Raw genomic sequence first — 20,089 nt, 5'->3', positions numbered from 1 at the left:
GACGCGGCGTGGCGTGGGCAGGCGCCTGGCGGCGCCGCGGGCTCAATCGAACATGTCGGGCTGGGTGGCAACCAGCTGGTCCCAGATGGCCTGGAAATGCAGCCAGCCGATGTACTCGCTGCCCACATGCTCGCGGCTGTAGCGCGCCCGCTCCTCGGTGACCAGGCGCGGCTTCATGCCTGTCGCTTCAATCATCAATTGCTGCTGGCAGCAACGCTCCAGCGCGATGAACCAAAAGGCCGCGGATTCAATGCTGTGGCGGCTGGCGGTAAGCAAGCCGTGGTTCTGGTGGATCGCCGCCTTGACGCCGCGGAACGCGTTCGCCACCTTGTGGCCCGCCTTCACCTCCACCGCCACCTGCCCCGCCTCGTCGCCGATCACGACGTGATCCTCATAGAAGGCCGCGGCGTCCTGGCTGATGGGGTCCAGCGGCTTGCCCAGCGAAGCGAACGCGGTGCCGTACACGGTGTGCGCGTGGCACATGGCGACGATGTCGGGATGCGCCTCGTGCACCGCCGCATGCAGCACAAAGCCGGCGCGATTCACCGCGTGGCGTCCTTCCACGACCCGGCCCTCGTGGTCGGCCAGGATCAGATTCGATACCTTCACCTGCGAGAAATGAACCGCCATCGGGTTGGTCCAGTACACGCCCGGCTGCTCGGGGTCGCGGACCGTCAGGTGCCCGGCGAACCCATAGTCGAAGCCCTGCAGCGCAAAGGCGCGACAAGCGGCGACCAGGCGTTCCTTCAAGTGCTGGCGCTGCTCGGCATGGGTGGAAAAGGAAGGCAATTCCGGGTAGATCAAGCCCTCCTGTTCGGGTTGGTAGATAGAGATGCGACCCCTCAGGTCGATCTGCGGGCGGGATTTTTCCAGTACGGCGGACATGTCTCTCTCCTGTTCCAGGGTTCGGGTAGGAAGCATGTTCAGCCCGGCCTCGACCTTTGACAAACGATGGTTGTTCATGGAAAGATGAACTGAATTCATCTGAAAGGCGCGGCCGTGAGACGCATCCCAAACTTTGTCCTGCTGCGCGCCTTCGAGGCCGCGGCGCGTTTGCAGAGCTTTGCGCTGGCCTCCCAGGAACTGCACCTGACCCCGTCGGCCATCAGCCATCAGGTCAAGGAACTGGAGGAGTACTTCGGGCGCGCGCTGTTCACGCGCCGCAACCGGCGCGTCGAACCCACCCCGGAAGCGGTGCGCCTGCTGGAAAGCCTGAGCCGGGTGTTCGATGTGGTGGAGGCCGCGTGCAGCGAAGTGGCGCTGGCGCCCCAGGCCCAGGTTCTGGCGCTGCATTGCGCGCCCAGCTTCGCCGCCAAGTGGCTGGGGCCGCGGCTGAGCCTGTTCACGCAAGCCCACCCCCATATCACGATCCGCCTCACCACCGGCGCCGAGCCTCTGGACCTGACCCGGGTGCACGAGATCGACGTAGGCGTATCGTATGGCAGTGCGCTCGAGCGCGCCGGCATGCAGACCGTTGCCTTGGGACGCGAACGCATCCTGCCCCTGTGCGCGCCGGAACTGCTGCGCGGCGGCGTATCGGCGCGAGAGCTCATTGCCGGCCTGACCTTGATCGACTCGCAACTGAGCCGGGTCACCTGGAACGATTGGTTCGGTGCCAACGGCATCGAGCTGCCCGATGCTCCGCGGCCGTCATTCGACCGGGCGGCCATGGCGATCGCCGCCGCCGTGGACGGCATGGGCGTGGTCCTCGAAAGCGCCAGGCTTGCCGCAAGGGAAATCGGCCGCGGCGAGCTGGTGGAATTGGGGCGGGGAGAATTTCCAGCCATACAGCGAGAGACGCATTTTCTCTCTTGCCGATCCAACGAGATCCAGCGGCCGAAGGTCCAGGCATTCATCTCATGGTTGTTGAGCATTGCCGGACAGGACACCGAATCGCTTTCAACGACTCAACCCACCCTATGAGGAGTCAGTACATGTCGGAGCAGACACCCAAGGCCGCAAAGAAAACCCCCGGCAAGACGGCCAGGCCGCGCAAGGCGGAGCCGTCATCGCAACCCGGCGGCGTCGTCCTGCTGTCTGGCGGCAATCCGCAGATCGTGAAGGGCTATGGCGATGCGCCGGTGCAGGCCTACATCGCGGCCATGCCGGACTGGAAAAGCCAGGTGGGCCGACGCATCGACGCCCTGATCGAAGAGGCCGTTCCCGGGGTTCACAAGGCGGTCAAATGGAACTCGCCCTTCTATGGCATCGAGGGCGAAGGCTGGTTTCTCAGCCTGCATTGCTTTACGAAGTACATCAAGGTGACGTTCTTCCAGGGCGCGTCGCTGCAGCCGCCGCCGCTTGGAAAATCCAAGTACCCGGACGTGCGCTATCTGGACATCCATGAAGGCGAGCTCGACGAAGCGCAGTTCGCCGCCTGGGTCAGGCAGGCCAGCCAACTGCCCGGCGAACGCATGTAATCACGGCCTTGCGCGCGCGGGATTGCCCACCACTTTCGCCCCCGCCGGCACGTCGCGCGTAACCACGCTGCCCGCGCCGATGATGGCATCGTCCCCGACGGTCACGCCCGGAAGAATGATCGCGCCGCCGCCGATCCAGACTTGCCTGCCGATATGCACCGGGCGGCCGAACTCCAGCATGGCGCGGCGTTGCGCGGGGTCATGGGGGTGGTCGGCGGTATAGATCTGGACGGCCGGTCCGATCTGCGTGCCGTCCCCGATCGTCACCTGCACGACATCCAGGATGACGCAATTGAAATTGATGAAGACGCCGGCCCCGAGCGAGATGTTGTAGCCGTAGTCGCAATGAAACGGGGGCCGGATGGTCGCGCCTTGTCCCACCGCCGCGAACCGCTCCTTCAGCAGCGCATGCCAGCGATCCGGGGCTTCGCCCAAAGCGGCATTGAACCGCTTCATCCATACGCTTGCCGCGAGCTGGTCCGCCTGGATCTCGGGATCCGCGGCAGTGTAAAGCTCTCCTGCAAGCATCTTCTGCTTCTGGGTTTGGGTCATGCGGCCTCCATTTTCCTTTCCGCCACCGTCCCGCTACAGTTCCCTACCCGCCCCCGCATCAGCGCAGCGCGGCGACCTCGATGACGCTTGCTCCGCAAGCCTGCACCAGTTCGGGATCGTGGCTGGCGAACAGCACGACGCGGTCCCGGGACCAGGACTTGAACAGTTCGGCCAGCACCTCGCGAGCCCCGGCGTCCAGCCCGTTGCTGGGGCCGTCCGCGATGACGACGGCCGGGTCGCCCAAGGCAGCGGCCGTCAGGAAAACCTTGCGGCGCGTGCCCGTGGACATCTGTTCGAAGCGCTTGTCCAGGTGCGGTTCCAACCCTAGCTCGTGTGCCAGGTCGAGCACGGCATCGTCCAGGGCGGCGTTCTTTTCCAGGGCGACTTGCTCAAGCAATCCGCGCCCCGTCTGCGCGGGAAACGCCAGGCAATTGTCGGGCACGTATGCCAGGCGCGCTTTGGCCTCCCGCGGCGCGTGGATCATGGAATGCCCGTCAATCCAGACGTCTCCCCCATCCGGCGCGATGACGCCCGCGATGATGCCCAGCAGGCTGGATTTGCCGGTGCTGTCTTCTTCGCACAGCGCCGCGCATCCCGGGGGGAAGCTGTGGGTCAGCCCCTGGAATACGAGATGGTCGCCAAAGCGCTTGCTGAGATTGTCGATGCGTAGCATGGCGGAAGTGTACGCATGAATGCGGCGGGCGGCCAGATGGCTTCGGCTGCACCGCAATTCCCGCTGGCGACCTCGCGCCAGGCATTCTCCTGCGCCATGCAGATGAACGCTTGACCTTACAACGGTGGCCGCCTTTACGCTCGTCGTCATGATTTCTCGCCCCCTGCGCGCTGCGGGAAATCCACTCTTGAACACACGAACAACGAGCCCCAACATGCCAAAAATCACCGTTCTACCCCATCCCGATCTCGCACCCGCCGGCGTTGTCGTGGAGGTGGCGGCCGGAACTTCCATCTGCGACGCGCTGCTCGACCACGGAATCGAAATCGAGCACGCGTGCGAGCAAAGCCGTGCCTGCACGACTTGCCACTGCATTGTCCGCAAGGGCTTCGAAGCGCTCAACGAGATAGAGGAAGGCGAAGAGGATTTGCTGGATCGCGCATGGGGACTCGAGCCGCAGTCGCGCCTTAGCTGTCAAGCCATCGTCGGTGAGCAGGACCTTACTGTCGATATTCCCAAGTACACGATCAATCATGCCAAGGAAAACCACTGAAGCCTCGCATTGACATATCGGGAAATCCCGATACAATCGCTTCATGGACTTGCTCGAAATATTCAAAGCCCTCTCAAACCGTACACGCCTTGAAATCTTGAAAGGCTTGAAGGATCCCGCGAAGAACTTCCCGCCACAGGATGAAGGGGACGTTCTCACGGTGGGAGTCTGCGTGAGCAGTATTCAAGAAGGCGTCGGACTGTCGCAGTCAACAGTGTCCGACTATCTTGCAACGCTGCAACGAGCGGGCTTGGTCGAAGCCAGGCGCATCGGCCCGTGGACCTACTACAAACGGAACGAAGCAGCCATCAGCGCTCTTGCCCAGGTCATAGGGAAAGAGCTGTAGTTTTTTTTACCCCGTCACATCGGAATTTCCCGATATCCCGTTTTATCGATAAAAGGATTTGCAATGAAAGCCCTAGTACTTACATCATTTGGCGGCCCGGAATCGTTCGAGCTTTGCGACGTGCCCAAGCCTGTGCCGCACGCGGGACAAGTCCTGGTCCGTGTGCATGCAAGCTCCATCAATCCGTTGGATTACCAGGTCCGGCGTGGCGACTATCCCGACCTGGTGCAACTGCCGGCCATTACCGGACACGACGTATCCGGCGTTGTCGAAGAAGTCGGGCCGGGCGTGACGGCCTTCTCGCCCGGAGACGAAGTCTGGTACACCCCGCAGATTTTCGACGGGCCAGGAAGCTACGCCGAGTACCACGTTGCTGCCGAGGGCATTATCGGAAGGAAGCCTCCCTCGCTGAGTCACCTGGAAGCGGCAAGCCTGACCTTGGTTGGCGGAACGGCGTGGGAAGCACTGGTCGTGCGGGCGGCGCTGCGAGTGGGGGAAAGCATCCTGGTGCACGGCGGCGCGGGAGGCGTCGGCCATGTGGCGATCCAGCTCGCAAAAGCCATGGGAGCAAGGGTGTTCACGACCGTGCGCGAAGCCAACTTTGAGTTCGCACGAAGCTTGGGCGCCGACGAGGTCATCGACTATGAAAAGGAGGACTATGTCGACGCCATCATGCGGGCAACGGGAGGCCGCGGAGTCGATGTCGTGTTCGACACCATCGGCGGCAACACATTGTCGCGCAGCCCCGATGCGCTTGCACAACTGGGCCGGGTTGTCTCGATCGTGGATATTGCACAGCCACAGAACATCCTTCAGGCCTGGGGCAAGAATGCGAGTTATCACTTCGTTTTCACACGGCAAAACCGCGGCAAGCTTGACGAGCTGAGCGCATTGATAGCGCGCGGCCAGTTGCGGCCCCATGTGGGCGCCGTGTATACGCTTGCCGACATTCCGCTCGCCCATGCGCGGCTGGAGAGTGCCAACAACGGCATTCAAGGAAAAATCGCGATTGCAGTCGGGCCATAGGCTCGCCTTGCGGCGCTGTGCGCCGCCTCCTCCTTGAAGAACGGCACGCGGCCCGCAGGTGGCGTGCCTGCCCTCTTTCCCGGGCCTCAGGCCGCCAGGGCGCCGCTTGCATTGCGCAGCGCCTCTTCGAGCGGAACAAGTCCTTTCATCGCGCCGCTGCCGATCGCCGGCTTGCCGTCTTCGACCGCCAATGCGAAGCGAAACGCGGGATCGGCCTCGATGCGCTGGCGCAGCGCCAGGATGCGCGGATAGTCGCGCGGCTCGATCGCCTGATGGAAGTCCGCCCAGCGCGCCACGCCGGCGAACACCGCGTCCGCCAGCGTCGGCTCGTCGCCCAGCAGATAATCGCTGTCGCCGATCATCGCCTCCAGCTGTTCATGCCGCAGGGCAACGAAACTGCGGCCAAACTTGCGCAAGGTTTCCTTCTCGCCTGCGGTGGCGTCCTGCGCTTCCAGCGCGACCCACATGGGGTAGAAAGCGCCGGTGAAGCCGGTGTTGAGGAAGGCGAGGTACTGGTGCAGCCGGTCGGCCTGCGGTGTGCCGGGCTCGAAGCTGATGCGGCTCTCGGTGTCCCGCGCCGCCAGCCACAGGGCGATCGCCATCGTCTCGGTGAGAACGTGGCCTTTTGGGGTGATCAGGACCGGGGTTTCCACCCTGCCGTTCAGGCGCTTGTAGGCGTCCGTGCGCATTTCCCCCAGCATGTCCACCCGGGTAATGCGATAGGGCTGACCGAGCCATTCGAAGGCGGCGACGAGACCGGCCGAGCTGCCGAGGGGAAAACCTGCGATGAAGATCGGTTCAGATGTGGGATTCATTTCATATCTCCGTTGTTGATGCGGTGAAATATACATACATGGACGTTGAGTCGATAGATCGGTAAATTTCGACTTAATGTCCACACACATAGACGATCATGCTGAACCTCAATGACCTGCATTTTTTCGCCCAGGCGGTCGACAGCGGCGGCTTCACGGCCGCTGCTCGGCGTCTCGGCTGTCCGAAATCGACGGTCAGCAAGCGGGTCGCAACGCTGGAAGCAACGCTCGGCGTGCAGTTGCTTCACCGCACGTCGCGCAGCTTCACGCTGACCGACGTGGGGCGCGACGTGTACGACCACGCCCGCGCGGTGATGATCGAGGCGGAGGCCGCCGAAACAGTCGTGCATCGGCGGCTGGCGGAGCCCAGCGGCACGGTGCGGATCACGGCGTCGGTGCCAACCGCGCAATTTCAGCTCGCGGATCGCTTGCCCATCCTCGCGCGGCAATATCCGAAACTGCGCATCCAGTTGCACGTCACCGACCGCTTCATTGACCTGGTGCAGGAGGGCTTCGACCTCGCGATCCGCAGCCATTTCGCGGCGCTGCCGGACTCCGACCTGGTGCAGCGGCGCATGAGCGAAGAGCCGATCACGCTGGTGGCCGCGCCCTCCTACGTCGCCCAGCGCGGCGAGCCGCCGGCGCCGGAGGCCTTGAGCGATCACGACGGACTGATGACCAACATGACGATGAAGCTCTGGCGCTTGGGCGATGCAAGTGGCCGTGTCGTGGAAGTCGCGCCGCGGGCGCAGCTTTATGCCGATGAATCCGTGTCGTTGATGAAGGCAGCGGAAGCGGGTCTCGGCATTGTTTGCCTGCCGGAAATGATCTCGGCGCAGGCGGTCAGGGAGGGACGGTTGATACGGGTGTTGCCGGCATGGACCGCTGGCCGCGTAATGACAACGATCTTGACACCACACAAACGTGGACAGCTTCCCGCCGTACGCGCGGTGATCGATTTCCTGATGCGCAAGGAGGCGGCCAGCAGCCTCTTTGCGCCTTAGCGCGTAACAAGCCACTCCATTACTGAAGCCTGGAGCGCACGCAACGGCGGGACCCGCGATGCGTCTTTGAACGGTCAGCCCGGCGCCAGCTCCCGCGCATGGTCTTTCAGCACCCGGATGAAGCGCTGCACATGGCGGCTGGGCGCGTCGAACCGGGACCGCACCAGGCTCAGCGCCAGCGGAATCGATTCGCGCAGCGGCCGCACCGCCACGCCGGGCCATCCCTCCCGCCCGACCGAGAACTGGTCGACGATGGCCACCCCCGCGCCCGCGCGCACCAGCGCGCAAGCCAGTTCGGCGCGCACGATGTCCACCGATGCGTTCCACGAGACCCCCGCCCGCTGGAACGCCGCCGCGACCAGTTGCCCGAAGGGGATGTTGCGGCTGTACAGCACCAGCCGGTAGGCGGCCAACTCGGCCAGCCCCACGTCCGCCTGGGCCGTCAGCGGGTGCCCCACCGGCAGGATGCAGACCATTTCGCCGGTGGCGAAGGGTTCGACGATGAGATTGGGGTGGTCAATGGGCAGCACCGAGACGGCCAGTTCGGCCTTGCGGCCCAGCAGTTCGTGCGCCATGTCGGCCAGCAAGGTGGTGTGGTACTTCAGGCGCACGTTCGGGTAGCGCTCCAGGTAGCGCGCCAAGACGGGCGGCAGGAAATTCAGCGCCAGGCTGGGGCTGGAACACAAGGTCAGCGCGCCATCCGGCCGGGCGGCCAGGTCGCGCGCGAACTCGTCGATGCGCAGCGCCTCTTCAAACAGCGGGCCCACTTCCTCGAACAGCCGATGGGCTTCCTGCGTGGGCGTGAGCTTGCCCTTGTCGCGGTCGAACAATTGCAGGCCCAGGCTCTGCTCGGTGTGCGCGATCAGCCGGCTGACGGCTGGCTGCGACACGAACAGCAGCTTGGCCGCCCCGTTCATGGACCCCGTCAGCATCACGGCCCGGAACACTTCCATTTGTCTCAGCTTGAACCGCATGGCCTTAATCCGATAATCAATTGTTATAACCCCGGGCCAACTTAGCATAAGTGGAAATTCCGCCGCATCGGTAGCATCCAGAGGCACCGCCGGAACGCTTGTCCGGCCGTTTCGATAAAGGAACTGCATGATGTTGAAACTGGGATTCGTCGGCCTGGGCATGATGGGCTTGCCAATGCTCGAAAACCTGGCCGGCGCGGATGCGGTCAGCATCCTGGCCTATGACCGCGACCCGCAACGGCTGGACCGCCTGAAGACGCATCCCGCCTGGGGCCGCACGCTGCACCCCGCCCTTGCCCTGGCCGATCTGGCCGGTTGCGAGGTCGTCATCACGATGCTGCCCAACAGCGCCGTCACCAATGCCGTCATCGAGGGCAGCGGCTATGGCCCCGGCCTGGCCGCTCTGCTCCCGCGCGGTGCGACGCTGATCGACATGGGGTCGTCCAACCCCGGCGACACGCGGCGGCTGGCGCCGCTGCTGCGCGAGGCGGGCATCACCCTGATCGACGCGCCGGTGTCGGGCGCGGTGGCCAAGGCCGCCAACGGCACGCTGGCCATCATGGCCGGCGGCGCCGCGGCCGACCTGGAACGGGTGCGGCCGATCCTGTCGCGCATGGGCGCCGCGGTGATCCATACCGGCGCCGTGGGCTCCGCCCATGCCATGAAGGCGCTGAACAACTACGTCTACGCCGCCGGGCTGCTGGCCGCCAGCGAGGCGATGCTGATCGCCCAAGGCATGGACCTGGACCTGAATGTCTTCACGCAGGTGCTCAATGCGTCCAGCGGCCGCAACGTGGCCACCGAAACGAAACTGGCCCAGTTCATCGTGCCGCGCACCTTCAGCGGCGGCTTCGCGCTGTCGCTGATGGCCAAGGACCTGCGCACCGCCGACAGCCTGCAACAGCTTGGCGGCGTGGCCGCCCCGCAGCTGTCCTTGTGCGCCGAGCTGTGGCAGCGGGCGCTGCAGGCGCTGCCCGCCACCGCCGACAACACCGAGATCTACCGCTATCTGGAAGCGCAGCGCGACGCCGCCTGACGCGCGCGCAAGACCTGGGACGGACCGGCCGCGCGCGTATCGCGGACCGCGACGCCAATAACGACACCCACCAACGGGAGACAACATCATGCACAGAACCGCCACGTCCATCGCCCTGGCGCTTGGCCTGGGGCTGACGGCCGCCGCGCCGTCGCTCGCGGCCGCTTATCCCGACCACCCGATCCGGATGGTCGTCCCCTTCCCGCCCGGCAGCATCACCGACGTGGTGGCGCGCAGCCTGGGCAAGCACATGGCCGCCGACCTGGGCCAGCCCGTCGTCGTGGAGAACAAGCCCGGCGCCAACGGCATCATCGGCACCCATGATGTGGCCCGCAGCAAGCCCGACGGCTACACGCTGGTCGTGGTCGGCGTGTCCACCGCGGCCAGCGGCGTCAGCCTGTTCAAGGACTTGCCCTACAACCCGGCCAAGGACCTTGCGCCGATTGGCGCCGTGGCGGAAACGCCTTACCTGCTGGTCGGCTCGCCCAAGGTGGCCGGCGCCAACGTGGGCGAGCTGTTTGCCTATGGCCGCCAGCATCCCGGAAAGCTGACGTACGCCTATGGCTCGGGCAGCGCCCAGGTCTTCGGCGCGAAACTGGCCGCGATGGGCGACATCAACGTCACCGCCGTGCCTTACCGGGGCGGCCCGCAAGCCTTGACGGACGTCATCGGCGGCACGGTGGACCTGACCTTCACCGACCTTGCCAACGGCCTGCAGCAGGCGCGCGCCGGCAAGGTCAAGACCTATGGCGTCAGCACGCCCGAACGCTTTGCGCTGGCGCCCGACATTCCGACGCTGAACGAAAGCGGCGCGCCGGGCTTCAACCTGACGGTCTGGTTCGGCCTGATGGGCCCCGCCGGCTTGCCCCAGCCCGTGGTCGACCGGCTGGCGAAGTCGCTGGATCTGGCATTGGCCGACCGCGAGCTGCAGGAAACCTATGCGCGCCAGGGCCTCACCGTGAAGACGCAGAGCCCCGCCGAGTTCGGCGCCTTCATCGATGCCGAGATCGGCAAATGGGCCGCCATCGTCAAGGAAACCGGCATTGCGCCGCAATGAACCCCAACCAAGGAAACACCATGTCGCTGATCGAAATCCGCAAGCGCTGCCTGATCGTCGAAACCACCTTCCACGAGAACGGCCCTGCCCCTGTCCGGCCGCTGAAGCTGGCCGCGGCCTGCGCCGTCATCAAGAACCCCTACGCCGGACGCTATGAGCCGGACCTGATGCCTTTCATGGAGGAACTGCGCGGGCTGGGCACCTTGCTGGCCTCGGAACTGGTGGACACGCTGGGCAAGGACAACGTCGAGGTCTACAGCAAGGCCGCCATCGTCGGGCTGGACGGCGAGATGGAGCACGGCGCCGTCTGGCACGAGGCCGGCGGCTGGGCGATGCGCACCGTGCTGGGCGAACCGAAGGCCATGGTGCCGGCCGTGAAGGCCGTGGCCGTCGCCGGCTACCGGATCATGGTCCCGGTGCATTACATCCATGCGTCCTATGTGCGCAGCCACTTCAACAGCATCGAGATCGGCATCCAGGACGCGCCGCGCGCCAACGAAATCCTGTTTGCGCTGGTGATGGGCACGGGCGGCCGGGTGCACTCCCGCCTGGGCGGACTGACAAAGGAAGCCGTGTCGGCGCATGACGGGCAGCGCTGACCGGCCGCCGACCTACCACTTGTACCGCACGCCGATATTGCCGTAATAGGCCTGCCGCTGGTTTCCGTCCAGGTCGAAGCCGTAGCCGGTCGAGGCATAGAGCTGAACCGGATGCTCGAATACTGGTCCTTCGTGTCGCCGAGTCGATGGCAAAAGGCGGGTCCGAAGTAACGCCGGTTATTGCCAAGGTAACAGTAAGTTAACTCCCGATTTGCGCGCCAGCCTGCCCCTGCATGGGGCGAATCGCACAAAGCGCCATTCCCGTCGCGGCCAGCGGAAAGAGTCAGCTTGACACCTTCAGAACCCTACCTCTATGTTCGATGCCGCCGGCGATTTGGCGCCATGAAGCGCCAGCTTCACGCCGGCCCTCGACGGCCCCAAGGCGAGGCAGGAGAGGCGGTCGCCTTGGTTGCCTGGGCAGAAGGAATCCACGCGGTTTTACACAATGAGAGACGAGTACATGGCTTTTCTTCGGAAGTTTGACGGGAAGGTTTCCAGCAAGAAAACCACGCCGAAGCTCAGCCCGAATCTCCCCCGCCGGTGGACCCGCACAGCAATGGCCGGGCTGCTTGTCGCGACGTTTGCGGCAAGCAGCCCCGCAACGGCCGCCGCCGCGCCGCAAGCGCATGCCGCCCACGCCCCCCGTGCCGCCGTCGCGCCGCCCGATGGCGGCACCGTGCTGTATTTCACCCATGACGTCGACGGCAAGGGCGCCACGTCCTACGAAGTGGCCAACGGCAGCATCGCCACCTATTGGTTCGGCCACGCCTTCGAACTGGACGGCACGCAGTACTTCACGGGCTTTAGCTGGGACACCCGGGAGCGCTACGGCAAGCCTGGAGAGGATGACGTGGGCCCCGGCACCCAGGTCAACCTGGCCGAGGCCACCTTCATCCTGACCGACCCTTCCGCTGAACGGCCATGGAAGTTCCGGGGCATGGAGCACACCATCGGCGAGTTCGGCGCTTATGAAAGGGCCGACGAAGTCGACACCACGCGCAAGCCGCTCGAACACCGCACGTCCTCGGGCAAGCTGGTGCTGGCGGTGCCGACCGAGAGCTTCGACAACGGGATCACCGTCAGCGGCTACGCCATCTTCGTGTTCACCCCGCCGGAGAAGCGGCTGGACGACGCCAAGGACAAAGTCTGGGCCTTCCTGGGCAGCGTCCTTGCCGGCGAGGACAACAGCCTGGCCTGCGCGGACGGCGACGTCATGCCGTGCACGCGCAGCACGGGCGAACTGGTGTTCTCCGAAAACGGCAACGGCGACATGCCGCTGCTGACCGTCAAGCCCAGCGGCACCACGATTTCGGGCCCCGACAAGACCCGTCAGCTGGGCGCGGCGGATGTCGCCGCCTACGCCTACGATGCCGCAAGCAAGGCGTACGTCGTCCGTTAGGCCTCGCCGCCGGCCGGAAATCAGGCGGCGGCGGGCGCGGCCTGCGCCAATTCGAGGCGATTGCCGCCCAGCGACTTTGCCCGATACAGCGCCCGGTCCGCGATGGCAAGCCCGTCGGCAACCGGGGGCACCTCGTTGTCGAACCGCGCAAGGCCGACGCTGACCGTCGCCGGTATCCCCATGTCCTCGGTCCGGTTGGCGATCGTATCCGCGAAACGCATCGCCACGGCCTCGCCCAGCGCCTGGGCGCGGACCGCGTCGTTGCCCCAGAGCAACGCGGCGAACTCTTCGCCGCCGATGCGGGCAAGCACCGCGTCGGCGCCCAGCACGCTGCGGGCAGTTTCCGCGAACGACTTCAGCACCCTGTCGCCGCTCTGGTGGCCATACCGGTCATTGATGGCCTTGAATTGGTCGAGGTCGAACGCCAGAACGGCGACGGGCCCGCGCCCTCCCCCGCCACGGATGATGCGCGCGCCCTCTTCAAAGAACCATCTGCGGTTGCCTAGCCGGGTCAGATAATCCGTCTGGGATTCCAGCAGGAGCTGGCCGTGGGCCTCGTCGCGGATGAGCTTGAGCAGGGTCATCGGCAGCACGAACGAGTACAGGACGCCCTCGTATATGGTTATTTTTCCCGCCGCCGCCTGTATCGCCTGCCCGTACTCCGTGGCCAGCCACGGCAGGACAAATGCGCGGGCGGCGTAGATCAGCGTATGTATGCCCGCCACCGCCACGACGATATAGCGCGCATACAGCGATTTCATCGCGTCGCATCGCAGCATTTCCCAGGCCGTCATGCCGCTGATGACCGCGATCGGTATCGAGCTGATGTAAGTCCACAGGGCGTCATGCCAGCGCACGCCCCCGGCCGCCCACACCAGCGCCATCGCGATGAGAATAGCGGCCGAAGCCGCGCGATGCCGCCGGCCGCTCAAGGCCGCGACGCCGTTGAGGATCAGGAGATAGCCGGAGAGAATGACGAGATTGCTGATGGCGGAGCCGACAACGCCGGGCAGGTCGCGGCGGTACAGCGCCGCCGCGCAGCCGATCGCAAGCGTGGCGAACCCCGCAGCCAGGATACGCAATTCCTTGCTGCGCTTGGGATTGGCCCGATGCTCCCAGAACGTCATCGCAGAACTGGCGAGCAGCGTTCCGATTGCAAGGAAGTAAAGGGTGAGGAGATCGACGTGCATCCCGGATGTACAGGTATTGCGCCGAAACATCCCGGCGGCCACCGGATTTTACGTGGAAATGGCGAGGCGGGACGCCCCCCCCCCTCGGGCCGGGCCGGTCGCGGGAGCGGCCTGGCGATAGTCTTTACGGCGTAACGTCGCGGGCGATGGCGATGCACTTGATTTCGACCAGCAGGCCGGGCCGCGCAAGCTCGCTCACGCCTATGCACGTCCAGGCGCATGTCCCGCGGGGAAAAATCCTGTCCTTGACCGCCCGGAACACCGCCATATGGGATGACATGTCGACATGGTAGGTGGTCATGTCCACCACGTCATCGAACGTGCATCCGGCCTCGGCAAGCACGATGCGCAGGTTTTCCCAGGCCGCGACGAACTGCGCCTGCGGGTCGGCAATGACCTCCAGTCCGGGCGTCCGGCCAACCTGCCCCGCGCAGTAGACGGTGCTTCCGACCTTGACCGCAGGCGCGTAGCCTGCGCGGTCGGCAAGCGTTTTCATCGAATCGGGAACGAGGATTTGTCGGTCGGGCATGTCGAGGGAATGGCAATGGGAATGGCCGGGGATTGTAGCCGTGGCGGATTAGCTCCCGGCCGGAAGCCAGGCGGCCCCCTCCGGCCCGCCCCTTCGAACCATCCCCTCAGAACTTGTACACCACCCCCACCGAGCCGAACACATTGGCCTTGCGTTCGTTCAAGGGGCTATCGCGCGCGTCGCCCAGCACGGTGTTCACACCGACCGTCGTGAGCGCGCTCCAGTCGGAGTTGATGCGATAGCCCCACGAGGTGAACAGCGTGGCCGACTTGAAGCCCGATGACGGCGAGTAGGTGGACAGGCCTTCGCGGCTGTTGGCCGCTTGCGAGGACGTGACGCCGAACCAGGTCTGCATGGCGTCGCGGTTGGCCCATTCGGTGCTGACGCCGACCTGCACCGTATGCGCCTCGGTCTTCAACGCGGCGTAGGAGGCGCGCAGCTCCAGCGTTCCCCCGTAGCCGCTGCGCGCCGCCTGACGGTACGCCGCGCCCAGCGAGTAGCGGCCCGGCCGCCATTCCACATAGGCGCCGTAGGCGCCGTGGAACTTGATATCCCCCATGCCCTTGGTGAGGTCGGCGTCGTTCTCGTCGCGTCCCAGGTTCAGGCCCACGAATACGCCCACATCCAGGTCCTGCGCCAGCGAAGTCTTCAGGCCCATGGCCGGCAAACCCGCGCGCGGCGTGATGAAGAAATTGCCGGAGTGGTAATTGATGAGGGGCACGGGAATCACCCGGTACTGGCTGGAACCCTCATAGACCGGGATTGCGCCGGCCCCCAATCCTATGAAGTTTCCGCTCTGCGCGTATGCCGCGCCAGTCATCGACAAAACGGCGGCGCCCAGCGCGCCTCTTGCTAATATACCCATCGTCATCCGGGCTTCCTTCCTTACGTTACGGGAACCGCGGGCACAGCCCCCGGCGCTGGCCAGCATTGTCCCGGGCGACTGTTAATAATTCTTTAAGACCCCGTCCCCGCGCGCCGGGGACGGTTCTGGAGCTGTGTTTGCGTATCCTCCTCGTCGAAGACGATCCCATGCTGGGCGATGCCCTGTGCGCGGGGCTGAGCCAGGGCGGTGTTGCCGTCGACTGGGCGCGCGACGTGTCGGCGGCCCGCCTGGCGCTGGTCGACCACGGCTATCAGGCCGTGCTGCTGGACCTGGGGCTGCCCGAAGGCAGCGGCCTGAGCGTGCTCAAGCATCTGCGCGGGCGGTTCGACACCACCCCGGTGCTGATCATCACGGCGCGGGACCGCCTGAGCGAACGTGTCCAGGGGCTGGACGCGGGCGCCGACGATTATCTGGTCAAGCCCTTCCAGCTGGACGAACTGCTGGCGCGCTTGCGCGCCGTGCTCCGGCGCAGTAGCAACAGCGTGGTGTCGGCGCTGCGGTGCCGCGACGTGATGCTGGAGCCCGCGCGCCGCAAGGTGACGCGCGGCGGCGCCGAGGTCAGCTTGAGTTCGCACGAATATCACACGCTGCTGGCGCTGATGCAGCGCCTGGGCGACACCGTGAGTCGCGATCAGCTTGAGATCGCCGTCTACGGCAGCAGCGGCACCATCGAGAGCAATACCGTGGCCGTTTACATCCACCAATTGCGGCGCAAGCTGGGCGACGGGCTGATCGAAACCCAGCACGGCCTGGGATACCGCATGGTTCCGGACGCCGCGGCATGACAACGCTGCGCAGACGCGTCGCGATCACCCTGCTGGTGACGATGCTGGCGACATGGACGGCCATCTTCGCGCTGAGATACGCCGAGATCACGCGCGCCGAGACGGGGCTGCTGGACCAGGATTTGAGCGACTCGGCCATGAAGGCGCTGCTGTCCCTGCCCACCAGCCTGCTGCGCAGCGAGGCTTCCAGCGAAGACCGTTTCGAGCTGCCTCCTTCAAACGCCGTTAACGGCGAATCCTTCAACTTCCAGGTCTGGTCGCTGGCGGACCATCGCCTGCTCGTGCAGTCGCCATGGGCGCCCGCGGAACCGCTGGCGCGCGGGTTCGCCAACGGCTTTCGCGACGTTACGCTGCAGGGCGAACCCTGGCGCGTCTACGCGATCTCGGACGCCGAGTCCCGGGTGCAGGTCCAGTTCGCCAAATCGGCCGCGCAGTTCCGGGCCGAAGCGACCGCGCGCATGTGGAACGGCCTGGGCCTGCTGACCCTGATCTTCCTGCTGCTGACCGCCGCCACCTGGCTGGTCATGCGCCGCGCCTTCCGCGCGGTGGACCGGGCGCGCGAGACCATCCTGAACCGGACCGACATGGACCTGGCGCCCTTGCCGACGGCAGGCATGCCCGGCGAACTGCGGCCCTTCATCGCCTCCATCAATCATCTGCTCGGGCGCCTGTCGGCGTCGCTGGAACGCGAACGGCGCTTCCTGGCCGACGCGGCGCACGAGCTGCGCACGCCGCTGGCGGCCTTGAGCGCCTATGCCGAACTGGCGGCCCGCAGCGATACCGAGGCGGCGCGCACGCAAGCCGTGCACAAGCTGCGCGACGTGGCGACACGCACCAGCCGCCTGGCCGAGCAGTTGTTGGACCAGGCCCGCATCCAGGCCCAGAACGAACCTCCCACCGACGTCCTGGAGCTGGCCCGCCTGGCCGAGATGATCGTCCGCGACAGCGAGGCGCTGGCCGCCCGAAAAGGGCAACGCATCACCCTGGACGCGCAGCCGGCCACCGTCGTCGGCGGACTCGACGCCCTGGGCATCCTCCTGCGCAACCTGCTGGACAACGCCTTGCGCTACACGCCCGCCGGCGGGCGGGTGGCCGTGGCCTCGCGCGCCCTGCCCGGCGGCGGCGCCCAGCTCAGCGTGGCGGACAACGGCCCGGGCATCGCGCCGGCCGAACGCGAACGGGTGTTCGACCGTTTCTACCGCGCGCCCGGCGCCCTGGAAAGCGGCAGCGGCATCGGACTGTCGTTGGTGGCGCTCATCGCCGCCAATCATGGCGCGCGCATCGATTGGGAACCCGGACTGGACGGCCGCGGCGTGGGGTTGACGGTCACTTTCCCTGCCGCGCGGCGCGGCGCTCTGTAGGGCCCCACGCGATTTCGGTACGGGCGGGTCCGGAACGCCCCTTGCATATTGGCTCCAAAGAGCGAATATTGATTGCGCGCACTCCGGAGAGATGCCATGAGCGATCACGCAGAGAAGCAACGGCTTGCCGAGGCCCAGACGAAGCGCGCAGCCTGGAAAAAATGGGGGCCATATTTAAGCGAGCGACAGTGGGGCACCGTCCGGGAAGACTACAGCGACAACGGCGACGCCTGGAACTACTTCACGCATGACCAGGCGCGATCGCGCGCCTACCGCTGGGGCGAGGACGGCCTGGGCGGCATCAGCGACGACCACCAGGCGCTGTGCTTTGCGCTGGCGCTGTGGAATGGGCGCGATCCGATTCTGAAAGAGCGCGCCTTCGGCCTGGCGAACAGCGAGGGAAATCACGGCGAGGACGTGAAGGAGTACTACTTCTACCTCGACTCCACGCCCACGCACTCGTACATGAAGTACCTGTACAAGTATCCGCAAGCGGCCTATCCGTACACCGATCTCGTCCAGACCAATCGCATGCGCGGCAGGAACGAGCCCGAGTACGAACTGCTGGACACGGGCGTGTTTGACGACAACCGGTATTTCGACGTTTTCGTTGAATACGCCAAGGCGGCGCCCGAAGACATCCTGGTGCGCATCACCGTATTCAACCGCGGGGCCGGCGCGGCGCCTTTGCACGTGTTGCCGACCTTGTGGTTCAGGAACACGTGGTCATATTCGGAGGCCTTCCCGAAGCCGCTGCTCGAAAGCGTCGAACCGGGCGGGCTGGCGACGATCCGCGCGCATCACGACAGCGCGCCGCTACAGGAGCCGCTGGGCGACTATTACCTCTACTGCGACGCCGACGTCCCGCTGCTGTTCACCGAGAACGAGACCAATAACGCCCGGCTGTTCGGCTCGGCCAACGCGTCGCCGTACGCGAAGGATGGCATCCATGATTTCATCCTGCGGGGCGACGTCAACGCGGTAAATCCGGCGCGGCGGGGAACCAAGGCGGCATGCCATTACCAGCTTGATATCGGCGGCGGCGAGTCCAAGGTTGTCCAGCTGCGCCTGACGACCCGCCCCCCCGGCGTGGCGTTCGCCCCCTTCGGCGACTTCGATGCGGTGTTCGCCGAGCGGCTGGAGGAGGCCGATGCCTTCTACACCTCGATAACGCCGCTGGCGGTTCGCGCCGACCCCGAGCGCGCGAACGTCATGCGGCAGGCCCTGGCCGGCATGCTCTGGTCCAAGCAGTACTTCTACTACGACCTCGACCTCTGGCTGGAAGAGCACGGCGCGGGCAGCAAGCTGTCGCAACGGGACCGCCGGCGCGTGCGCAACAGCGAATGGGCCCATATGTTCAACGACGACATCATCTCGATGCCGGACAAATGGGAGTACCCATGGTATGCCGCCTGGGACCTGGCGTTTCACATGATTCCGCTGGGCACGGTCGACCCGGACTTCGCCAAGCAGCAGCTCGACCTGATGCTGCGCAATGACTACCTGCATCCCAACGGCCAACTGCCCGCCTACGAGTGGAACTTCAGCGACGTCAATCCTCCCGTGCATGCCTGGGCGACGATGCAGCTCTACGTCCTCGACAAGGAGCGACGCGATGGACACGGCGACATCGAGTTTCTCAAGTATGCGTTCTCCAAGCTGCTGGTGAACTTCACATGGTGGGTCAATCGCAAGGACCGGACCGGCGCCAACGTCTTCGAGGGAGGCTTTCTCGGACTCGACAATATCGGGGTGTTCGACCGTTCGTCCGCGCTGCCCACGGGCGGCTACCTGGACCAGGCCGACGGCACCGCCTGGATGGTGTTTTTCAGCCAGCAGATGCTGCGCATCGCGGTCGAGCTCGCGCTGCACGAGCCGCTCTATGAAGAGTTTGTCGAGAAGTTCTTCCAGCACACGCTGCTGATCGCCGGCGCGCTGGACCGCGTCGGCGAACACGAGGACGAAGCCTGGGACGAGGAAGACGGCTTCTTCTACGACGTGCTGCGCCTGCCGGACGGCAGCGCCACGCGCCTGAAGGTGCGTTCGATCGTCGGGCTGCTGCCGCTTGCCGCCGTCGCCGTGTTTGAAGAAGACATACTCGCCAGACTGCCGAATTTCCGGGCGCGCGCGCGCCTGTTCCTGGAACGCCACGCCGAGCTTGCCGCCAACACGCATCTGCCCCAGCAGCCCGGCGTCGCCAACCGGCGCATGCTGGCGACCATCAACGAGCCGAAGATGCGCCGCGTCCTGGCGCGCATGCTGGACGAAGGCGAATTCTTCGGCCCCCATGGCATCCGGGCGCTGTCGCGCTTTCACCTTGAGCATCCCTACGTCTTTCGCCACGCGGGTCTGGAGCACCAGGTGAGCTATGTGCCCGGGGAATCCGACACCGGCATGTTCGGCGGAAATTCCAATTGGCGCGGGCCGGTCTGGATGCCGATCAACTTTCTACTCTATTCCTCGCTGATACACCTGTATGCGTACTTCGGCGAGACCTTCACGATCGAGTGCCCGACCGGCTCGGGAAGGATGATGACCCTGCTGGAAGTCTCCCGGGAGCTAGGGGACCGCCTGATCCGGATCTTCCTTCCCAACGCCGATGGCCGCCGGCCTTCGAACGGTACGGATCAGGTGTGCTGGCAGGACCCGCACTGGCGCGACCTGGTGCTGTTCCATGAATATTTCCACGGCGATACGGGCGCAGGCATCGGAGCCAGCCATCAAACCGGCTGGACAGGCTGCATCGCGCGCATCCTGCAGATAAATGCCGTGCTGTCGAAGGACCTGCTGCTCATGCCGGGCGCCGAAGCCGCGGCCCTACGGGCGCTGCGCGAGCAAGCGAGCGCCGCCAACTGAACCCAGGAGCTCGCCATGCAGAGCGACA

At 65.4% G+C, this 20,089-nt stretch carries 22 protein-coding genes; 13 read left to right on the top strand and 9 right to left on the bottom strand.

Annotation, left to right across the window (positions count from 1 at the left end; genetic code table 11):
- Positions 1-42: 42 nt before the first annotated feature.
- Positions 43-885, bottom strand: coding sequence for a class II aldolase/adducin family protein (locus ACFWP0_RS21390; RefSeq protein WP_377845395.1), 843 nt, complete (start codon positions 883-885; stop codon positions 43-45).
- Positions 886-999: 114 nt separating this feature from the next.
- Here ACFWP0_RS21390 and ACFWP0_RS21385 point away from each other — a divergent pair, with 114 nt between their 5' ends.
- Both ACFWP0_RS21385 and ACFWP0_RS21380 read left to right on the top strand, forming a co-directional pair.
- Positions 1,000-1,923, top strand: a complete 924-nt coding sequence (locus tag ACFWP0_RS21385; RefSeq protein WP_377845393.1) for a LysR substrate-binding domain-containing protein — start codon at positions 1,000-1,002, stop codon at positions 1,921-1,923.
- 11 nt (positions 1,924-1,934) lie between these two features.
- Entirely contained in the window at positions 1,935-2,420 is a 486-nt protein-coding gene (locus ACFWP0_RS21380; protein ID WP_377845391.1) for a DUF1801 domain-containing protein, read from the top strand.
- Here the strand turns inward: ACFWP0_RS21380 and ACFWP0_RS21375 are convergent, their stop codons facing one another.
- Together ACFWP0_RS21375 and ACFWP0_RS21370 are read right to left on the bottom strand one after the other, a co-directional pair.
- Positions 2,421-2,972 carry a sugar O-acetyltransferase gene (locus tag ACFWP0_RS21375; protein ID WP_377845389.1) on the bottom strand — a complete coding sequence of 184 codons (552 nt, stop codon included), beginning with the start codon at positions 2,970-2,972 and terminating at the stop codon, positions 2,421-2,423.
- A 58-nt stretch (positions 2,973-3,030) separates the two neighbouring features.
- Positions 3,031-3,645, bottom strand: coding sequence for an ATP-binding cassette domain-containing protein (locus ACFWP0_RS21370; RefSeq protein ID WP_377845387.1), 615 nt, complete (start codon positions 3,643-3,645; stop codon positions 3,031-3,033).
- 214 nt (positions 3,646-3,859) lie between these two features.
- Between ACFWP0_RS21370 and fdx the strand changes: the two genes are divergently transcribed.
- The 3 genes from fdx to ACFWP0_RS21355 all read left to right on the top strand — a co-directional run bounded on the left by fdx (position 3,860) and on the right by ACFWP0_RS21355 (position 5,570).
- Positions 3,860-4,198 (top strand): ISC system 2Fe-2S type ferredoxin, encoded by a 339-nt coding sequence (fdx, locus tag ACFWP0_RS21365; protein WP_377845385.1) that lies wholly within the window; start codon positions 3,860-3,862, stop codon positions 4,196-4,198.
- A gap of 43 nt (positions 4,199-4,241) precedes the next feature.
- Positions 4,242-4,544 (top strand): ArsR/SmtB family transcription factor, encoded by a 303-nt coding sequence (locus tag ACFWP0_RS21360; protein ID WP_377845383.1) that lies wholly within the window; start codon positions 4,242-4,244, stop codon positions 4,542-4,544.
- A gap of 63 nt (positions 4,545-4,607) precedes the next feature.
- Positions 4,608-5,570 (top strand): zinc-dependent alcohol dehydrogenase family protein, encoded by a 963-nt coding sequence (locus ACFWP0_RS21355; protein WP_377845382.1) that lies wholly within the window; start codon positions 4,608-4,610, stop codon positions 5,568-5,570.
- 86 nt (positions 5,571-5,656) lie between these two features.
- On the opposite strand, the gene ACFWP0_RS21350 is transcribed toward ACFWP0_RS21355, so the two are convergent.
- Complete coding sequence (locus ACFWP0_RS21350) at positions 5,657-6,385, bottom strand: glutathione S-transferase family protein (RefSeq protein WP_377845380.1); 729 nt, start codon at positions 6,383-6,385, stop codon at positions 5,657-5,659.
- A gap of 98 nt (positions 6,386-6,483) precedes the next feature.
- On the opposite strand from ACFWP0_RS21350, the gene ACFWP0_RS21345 reads away from it, so the two are divergent.
- The gene (locus ACFWP0_RS21345) at positions 6,484-7,389 is read left to right on the top strand and encodes a LysR substrate-binding domain-containing protein (RefSeq protein ID WP_377845378.1); all 906 of its coding nucleotides are present in this window, start codon (positions 6,484-6,486) and stop codon (positions 7,387-7,389) included.
- 74 nt (positions 7,390-7,463) lie between these two features.
- Here ACFWP0_RS21345 and ACFWP0_RS21340 read toward each other — a convergent pair whose 3' ends face one another.
- A complete protein-coding gene (locus ACFWP0_RS21340) occupies positions 7,464-8,363 on the bottom strand; it encodes a LysR substrate-binding domain-containing protein (RefSeq protein ID WP_377845376.1) in 900 nt (299 codons plus the stop codon).
- Between the two features lie 127 nt (positions 8,364-8,490).
- Here ACFWP0_RS21340 and ACFWP0_RS21335 point away from each other — a divergent pair, with 127 nt between their 5' ends.
- The 3 genes from ACFWP0_RS21335 (at position 8,491) to ACFWP0_RS21325 (ending at position 11,055) form a co-directional block, all read left to right on the top strand.
- Entirely contained in the window at positions 8,491-9,399 is a 909-nt protein-coding gene (locus ACFWP0_RS21335; protein WP_377845374.1) for an NAD(P)-dependent oxidoreductase, read from the top strand.
- Between the two features lie 88 nt (positions 9,400-9,487).
- The gene (locus ACFWP0_RS21330) at positions 9,488-10,456 is read left to right on the top strand and encodes a Bug family tripartite tricarboxylate transporter substrate binding protein (protein ID WP_377845372.1); all 969 of its coding nucleotides are present in this window, start codon (positions 9,488-9,490) and stop codon (positions 10,454-10,456) included.
- Between the two features lie 20 nt (positions 10,457-10,476).
- Positions 10,477-11,055 (top strand): amino acid synthesis family protein, encoded by a 579-nt coding sequence (locus tag ACFWP0_RS21325; RefSeq protein WP_377845370.1) that lies wholly within the window; start codon positions 10,477-10,479, stop codon positions 11,053-11,055.
- Positions 11,056-11,067: 12 nt separating this feature from the next.
- Here ACFWP0_RS21325 and ACFWP0_RS21320 read toward each other — a convergent pair whose 3' ends face one another.
- Entirely contained in the window at positions 11,068-11,208 is a 141-nt protein-coding gene (locus tag ACFWP0_RS21320; protein WP_377845542.1) for a hypothetical protein, read from the bottom strand.
- 403 nt (positions 11,209-11,611) lie between these two features.
- On the opposite strand from ACFWP0_RS21320, the gene ACFWP0_RS21315 reads away from it, so the two are divergent.
- Entirely contained in the window at positions 11,612-12,454 is an 843-nt protein-coding gene (locus ACFWP0_RS21315) for a hypothetical protein (protein ID WP_377845368.1), read from the top strand.
- Positions 12,455-12,474: 20 nt separating this feature from the next.
- Here ACFWP0_RS21315 and ACFWP0_RS21310 read toward each other — a convergent pair whose 3' ends face one another.
- The 3 genes from ACFWP0_RS21310 to ACFWP0_RS21300 all read right to left on the bottom strand — a co-directional run bounded on the left by ACFWP0_RS21310 (position 12,475) and on the right by ACFWP0_RS21300 (position 15,044).
- Positions 12,475-13,644, bottom strand: coding sequence for a diguanylate cyclase (locus ACFWP0_RS21310; RefSeq protein ID WP_377845366.1), 1,170 nt, complete (start codon positions 13,642-13,644; stop codon positions 12,475-12,477).
- Between the two features lie 124 nt (positions 13,645-13,768).
- Positions 13,769-14,173, bottom strand: a complete 405-nt coding sequence (locus tag ACFWP0_RS21305) for a RidA family protein (RefSeq protein ID WP_377845364.1) — start codon at positions 14,171-14,173, stop codon at positions 13,769-13,771.
- 106 nt (positions 14,174-14,279) lie between these two features.
- On the bottom strand, positions 14,280-15,044 hold the full coding sequence (locus ACFWP0_RS21300) for a MipA/OmpV family protein (protein WP_377845362.1): 765 nt from the start codon (positions 15,042-15,044) through the stop codon (positions 14,280-14,282).
- 131 nt (positions 15,045-15,175) lie between these two features.
- Between ACFWP0_RS21300 and ACFWP0_RS21295 the strand changes: the two genes are divergently transcribed.
- The 3 genes from ACFWP0_RS21295 (at position 15,176) to ACFWP0_RS21285 (ending at position 20,061) form a co-directional block, all read left to right on the top strand.
- Positions 15,176-15,844, top strand: coding sequence for a response regulator transcription factor (locus tag ACFWP0_RS21295; RefSeq protein ID WP_377845360.1), 669 nt, complete (start codon positions 15,176-15,178; stop codon positions 15,842-15,844).
- Positions 15,841-17,205 (top strand): ATP-binding protein, encoded by a 1,365-nt coding sequence (locus ACFWP0_RS21290; protein WP_377845358.1) that lies wholly within the window; start codon positions 15,841-15,843, stop codon positions 17,203-17,205. The genes ACFWP0_RS21295 and ACFWP0_RS21290 overlap by 4 nt, the downstream gene beginning before the upstream one ends.
- A gap of 96 nt (positions 17,206-17,301) precedes the next feature.
- Positions 17,302-20,061, top strand: coding sequence for a glucosidase (locus ACFWP0_RS21285; protein WP_377845356.1), 2,760 nt, complete (start codon positions 17,302-17,304; stop codon positions 20,059-20,061).
- The last annotated feature ends 28 nt before the right edge of the window (positions 20,062-20,089 follow it).

This window comes from Achromobacter sp. NPDC058515, from assembly GCF_042721735.1.
Classification (GTDB): domain Bacteria; phylum Pseudomonadota; class Gammaproteobacteria; order Burkholderiales; family Burkholderiaceae_B; genus Achromobacter.
Note: the sequence above shows the minus strand (reverse complement) of the source record. Positions and strands in the feature narration are given on the sequence as shown.